Source organism: Porphyromonas sp. C0041D3 (assembly GCF_056590575.1).
The window spans coordinates 301453-307506 of the sequence record NZ_JBWPWJ010000003.1 but is presented as its reverse complement, the minus strand read 5'-3'; the positions used below and the strand labels follow the sequence as shown (position 1 = coordinate 307506).

The 6054-nt window shown below is 56.0% G+C and carries 4 protein-coding genes; all 4 read left to right on the top strand.

The features are described from left to right. Positions 1–1134, top strand: a 1134-nt coding sequence (locus tag AC1EKE_RS03760; protein ID WP_480308261.1) for an OmpA family protein, incomplete at its 5' end; no start/stop codon positions are given. 153 nt (positions 1135–1287) lie between these two features. Next, positions 1288–3171, top strand: coding sequence for a hypothetical protein (locus tag AC1EKE_RS03755; RefSeq protein WP_297129587.1), 1884 nt, complete (start codon positions 1288–1290; stop codon positions 3169–3171). Positions 3172–3306: 135 nt separating this feature from the next. Next, on the top strand, positions 3307–5034 hold the full coding sequence (locus AC1EKE_RS03750) for a hypothetical protein (protein ID WP_480308260.1): 1728 nt from the start codon (positions 3307–3309) through the stop codon (positions 5032–5034). Between the two features lie 34 nt (positions 5035–5068). Continuing rightward, positions 5069–6052, top strand: coding sequence for a FimB/Mfa2 family fimbrial subunit (locus AC1EKE_RS03745; protein WP_480308259.1), 984 nt, complete (start codon positions 5069–5071; stop codon positions 6050–6052). The last annotated feature ends 2 nt before the right edge of the window (positions 6053–6054 follow it).

Genomic DNA, 6054 nt, shown 5'->3' with positions numbered 1-6054 from the left:
ATCACCCGGCGGCAGAATGGCCTCCCGCAGACTATCCGCTACAGCGTCACCCTCCCCTACGATAAGGGCATGCGCGGAGCCGTCCTCTCCATCGACGAGTGGCTCACCGGCTGCGCCGACTGCGACAGAGGCACCGCCACGATGACCCTCCTCACCCCCTTCGTCAAGGCAGAGCCCTACCGCCCCACCTACGTCCCCACCTACATCGTCCCTGCCGCTGAGCCGGTCAAGAATCGGGCTGACAAGTACTCCGCCACCATCGCCTTCCGTATCGATAAGGACAATATCGATCGCAACTATAAGCAAAACGCCGCCGTCCTCGACGACGTCGACAGCAAGGTACGCTCCGTGATCGACAATAAGGACATCACCCTCACCGGCATGACCGTGGAGGGCTGGGCCTCACCTGAGGGCAAGGCGCAGTATAATAAGGCACTCTCCGAGCGCCGTGCGAAGTCCTTTGCCGACTACCTCAGCCGCACCCACGGCATCAAGCGGTCCGACATGACCATCGCCGGACGTGGTGAGGACTGGGCAGGCGTGGAGAGGCTCGTCCGCGAGTCGGACCTCAGCTACAAGGCTGACCTGCAGCAGATCATCGACAACTACAGCGGTGACGCCCGCGACCCGAAGGTTCGCGCCCTCAATGGCGGTGCCCCCTTCCGCGAGCTGGTGTCTGACGCCGGCCTCTACGCCAAGGTACGTCGCACGGACTACGCCTTCCGCTACACCGTCCGAGGCTTCAACCTCGAGGAGGCACGCGAGCGGATCAAGACTAATCCGAAGCTTCTTAGCCTTAACGAGATGTATCTCGTTGCCGACAGCTACAGCATAGGCTCCAAGGAGTACGATGAGGCCTTCCGGATCGCCGCCAAGTACTTCCCTGATGAGCCCATCGCTCTTGTCAATGCGGCAGCTGCTAAGCTTACTGCCGGCCGGGTCTCCGAGGCCGTCACTCTCCTCGACAAGGCAAGTGATAATCGTGCACAGGCACTCAACAACCGCGGTATCGCCCTTGCCCTCACCGGCAAGTACGATGAGGCGGAGAAGTGCTTTACTGAGGCCATCGCCAAGGGCGACAAGCGTGCCGCCGACAACCTCGCTGAGCTCCGCAAGCTCGTCGAGAGCCTCTGATAGGGACTTATCTACCGGGCACAGCGGTGCCCGTCCGACCCGTCCGACTTGTCCGACTCGTCCGATGATAAGCGCCCCCCCCGATAAGACTATAATAGACATTACTACAATCACAATATTTATTTCTCACACTGTTTTACAACATTTAGTTTTATGAAAAATGTAGCAACAGTACTTGCAGCAGCTGCCGTGGCGTTTGCCTTTACGGCTTGTAGCAAGACTAACAATGGCGTAGAGCCTGCAGACGAGGGCACGACCGGTCTCCAGCTCTCCGTCTCCTACTTCAAGGCCCAGTCGGGCAACCGTGCCATCACTGATGGTCAGGACAAGGAGGTAGAGGGTACCGATGCCGAGAATGCGATCAAGAGTGGTCAGCTCCTGATCAGCGATCGCGCCGCTATCGATATCCCCTTCGGCACCCCCGTCAACAACGTGTGGACCAGCAAGGTGATCAAGACCAACCCCGCTCCCAGCGTGACCATCACTCCGCTGATCAACATGGCTGCCCTTGGCTTTACCAAGGCTGACCTCGACAAGGACAAGACGGTCGCTATTGCCGATATCGATAAGCTGGCCTCTGCCACCGGTGGCTTTGCCATGTCTACCTCGGCTGCTGATGCCTCCAATACTCAGGAGATCGTGGACGGCGTGACCGACCCGAAGGGTGAGAATAAGAACTTCTTCAAGTTTACCCTCCAGCGTGTGGTCTCCAAGGCTCAGCTCTGGGCGGCTACGGTCAATGTGGAAGGCGCCAAGAAGTATGGTGTCATCGATCCCTCCACACTTCAGTGGTCTATGGCCGGATCAGCCAAGCAGGCTTACCTCTACACCGACTACGCCGGCAATACTAAGGCTGATATCTCTCTCTCGGATGACGGCTTTTACCCCGCACTTACGACGATCTCTGCCAAGGCTGGCAAGACCGCTGAGGGTGTCACTGCCGGCACTAAGGTCTACGACTTGATGAAGCAGAGCGACTATGCTGCGAATGTCGGCGAGTACAAGGCTGACACCGAGGCAGGCGTGAAGAACTTCAAGGCTCGCAACGTCCTCACCGATGGTGTAGACCTCAACGCGGAGCAGACGAATGGTAAGTCCCTTGAGAATGGTATCTACTTCCTCGAGCATGCCCTCAAGGAGACCGTAAAGGGGTCAACCACTCCCTACGAGCCCAGCAAGGTGACCTACGGTGACGTTGCTTATGTCAAGGTCTACGGTAAGATCAACATCAAGAAGGGTAAGAAGGTTGATGCCAAGGTACAGACTGAGAAGCCTGACATGTCTAAGGCCTCAGAGCTCTACGTTGCCGGTCTCAAGGCAGCTGACGTCAAGGAGGCTACTGAGGCTGACTTCGGCGATCGCTACTACTTCATCGTAGTCCGCAAAGACTCTAAGTGGTACAACATCAACAGGAAGGTGAAGGCTGCTGTCCTCGCCGATCGTGATGCTGAGACCGCTTACTACCTCGTGCACGACAAGGCAGGTGAGTTCTACGCTGCCGGTGATGGTGAGGATGCCGTTGTCTACAATACCCTCGCTGCCGCTCTCGCTGACGGTCAGACCAAGATCCGTAAGTACTGGGGCGCTGATAAGGACTTCAACGTCGTTTACCTCTCTCCGCTTAATGCCCAGGGTGAGGTCAATAAGGTCTACAACTGCGACACCCGTCGTAACAACATCTACGACCTGAAGCTCCGCACCATCTCCGGTCTTGGCTTCAACTACGACCCCAACGATCCCGACACTCCGAAGGATCCGAGTAAGCTGGTTCCGAGTGATCCTAATGATCCTAAGACGATCACCCCGATCGATCCTAACGATCCGAACGATCCGAACAACCCGAATAACCCCGACAAGGGTAAGACCCCCGGTGACCCGAATATCCCCACCCCCGGTGAGGACAACCCCTTCGAGCCGGAGCCTACCAACCCTCCTGTCAACAACACCAAGACCTGCCTGCAGGTAGAGTGCACGGTGCTCTCCTGGAACCTCGTCCAACGCGCTCTCGACTTTACCGGTGGCACCTCCGGTCTCTGATCCGTAATGATTAGGAGATAAATAGCGTGGGCTCCTAAGCCCCGCACAGGGTAGGGGCGCCTGACCGCTCCCCTACCCACCAAAAGCAATAAGTAATGGCGCTCCGGTGAGAGTGCCGCCATAAAAAACTTCATCATGCAGAAGAAGAAGTACATACTACCTCACTTGGTCGTCTCGGCGCTGATGCTGCTGCCTCTTGCCGGCTGCAAGGGACACTCCGATGAGCCGACCGACGGTCATCGCTCCGCGATACAGCTGCAGGTCACCCCTCGCACCCTCGCTACGGGAGCCCGCGCCATCACCGACGCACAGGATATAGATGTGCCCGGCATCGACCCTGAGGATAAGATCCGCGATGGGCAGCTCTTCATCGGAGAGGACTTCGGGCTGACTGCTTCGCGCAGCTTTAACCCTAAGGGTGGCAATAAGTGGAGTGCTAAGTTTGAGGAGGAGCTGGACAACCCCAACTCCCGTCATCGCATCGCTGCGGTGATCAATAGCTCTCGGCTGGGTCTCCGCGGCAGCGACTATACCAGTGAGTCGACTGTCTCGCTCACCGATATCGATCGGATGATCGGGAAGAGCTTCCTGATGAGCTCCACCTTTGGCAATAAGAGTAAAAATTTCTACACCCTCGCCGAGGATAAGTGCACGGATGTGAGGCTTGACGTGGAGCGAGTAGTCTCTAAGGTTCAGCTTCGTCGCGCCAAGGATATGACGGGTGAGGAGATGAAGGAGACTTATGGCCTCCTCCAGCCTGATAAAATGACCTGGGCTATCGCAGGCTCAGCTAAGAGCGCTTACCTCTTCACCGATAATGCGGGCAGTCTTCATCTCGGTGATGATGGACTGTACGAGGGTCTCAAGACCATCTCTGCTAAGGAAAAGAGCTATGGGGGCTACGACCTGATGAAGCTCTCCGACAAGGGGCTGTCTAAAAATTTCGATGCTCGACCCGTCTCTCTCTTTGAGTCAGGTAAGGTGGAGAGTAACAACGATGGTGGTGTCTCAAAAGCCGACATGATCTACTTCCTCGAGCATGCCCTCAATGAGACCGATAAGAAGTCAGCCACCCCCTATGATAAGACTGTCACCTACAAGGATGTCACTTACGTGAAGATCTATACCGGTCTGGTCCCCACTAAGGGCTTCCGGATCGATAAAGACAAGGTGACTTTCTCCCGCCACAAGGTGTTTGCTACGAAGGGGGCAGCTCTTGATGGATTTGCTGAGAGTGATCCCGCTACTACCTCCCCCGAGCTTCTTGATCAGCAGCTCCTCTCCGCCATTAAGATTAAGGAAGAGAAACCAAGTGACCGCTGGTACTGGGTCGATGTGACCGACACAAAGTGGTTTAAAGCTCTTTCCGAAGAGGATAAGAAGAATCAGACGATCAGGGAGGGAAACGACTACTACTCGACCGATGGCAAGGCTGCCAAGAGGAGTTTCCTGCTGGTGCATGACCAGCCTACGACCTTCTACTACGGTATCGATGACCACACCATCTACGACACGCTCCTCGCTGCTCGTGCAGGAGGTAATAGTAAGATCCGCAAGTATGAGGGTGGCACGATGGTCTACCTCTCCCCGCTCAATGAGCAGCGTACTACTGAGAAGGGACCGGTCTTCAATTGCGACACCCGCCGCAATAACATCTACGACCTGATCCTCAATAGCATCACCGGGCTGGGTCTCAACTACGACCCCGTCGATCCTGATGACCCCAATATCCCCAAGCCGGGAGACAATCCCTGGGAGCCGGAGCCCAATATTCCTCCCATCAATGGCCGGGAGAATGTGATCCGCATCACAGCCACACCGCTCCGGTGGAATACGATGGATCATACCATGGAGCTGAAGTAATAAAGACAACAATTTATATAAGAGATATAGAGCAATGAATAACTCATCGCACCATACGATCAAGTCTCTCAGAGGGATGCTGGCCGTCGCAGTCGCTTCTCTCTTCGTGGCCGGCTGCCACTGCAGCATCAAGGAGGACCTCTCCGACTGTCCTCAGGGAACCATCTTCTCCTTCGACATCCTCTATCCGCAGACGATCAATTACTCGGAGACCGTCAGGGAGGTCCGGGTCTTCGCCTTTGACGAGGATGGCAAGATGATCACGGAGATCGCAGACAAGCCCTCCGCCTTTGTCCCCTCATACCGCATCAAGACAGACTTCTACCGCCCGGGGCATAAGACTACTTTCTATGCCTGGAGTGGCTCCAACCTGGCTCAGTACGACTTTGAGGGCTTCAAGCCCGGTACGCCCCTCAGCGAGATGATGGTCTCGCTTGCCAAGCAGGGCACCAAGCTCCCCGCCAACGCCTCACCCCTCTACGCCGGTAAGGCTAAGGAGATCCTCGATCAACAGGAGCGTATCGGCACAGTCTTCGACACTGTCCACATCGACTTCCGCCAGATCACCAATCGTGTGAAGATCATCGTCGAGGGGCTCAATCCTGACCACCAGTACACGATCCGCTTCAGGGCGCAGAACAGCCGATACACAGGTGAGGGGAACCTGCTACCCGACTCCCAATTTGAGTACACCACGAAGATCGAAGATGCATCCGGTAAGTATGGTAAGGCGATCCGGGGTCTCTTTGACATCCTCCTCCTGGATCAGTCGCTCGACTACCCCATCGAGATCATTGACACCGACCTCCACAAGGTGGTCTACTCCTTTGACCTGCTGAAGGACTACATCTGCTACGATGGACCCTTTGCGGAGACGGCTAATCCCTTCCGCCTAGAGCGCAATCACGACTTCGATATCTGGATCCGCCTGATGGAGGACAAGCCCAAGGACACTTACTTCGCTGTACAGGCTCGCATCCTTGACTGGAACCTCGTTTTCCGTAATCTCGACTTCTGAGC

Bases quoted from the DNA above. Each gene is read 5' to 3' on its own strand.
- AC1EKE_RS03745 (WP_480308259.1), top strand. From the start codon at position 5,069: ATGAATAACTCATCGCACCATACGATCAAGTCTCTCAGAGGGATGCTG.
- AC1EKE_RS03750 (WP_480308260.1), top strand. From the start codon at position 3,307: ATGCAGAAGAAGAAGTACATACTACCTCACTTGGTCGTCTCGGCGCTG.
- AC1EKE_RS03755 (WP_297129587.1), top strand. From the start codon at position 1,288: ATGAAAAATGTAGCAACAGTACTTGCAGCAGCTGCCGTGGCGTTTGCC.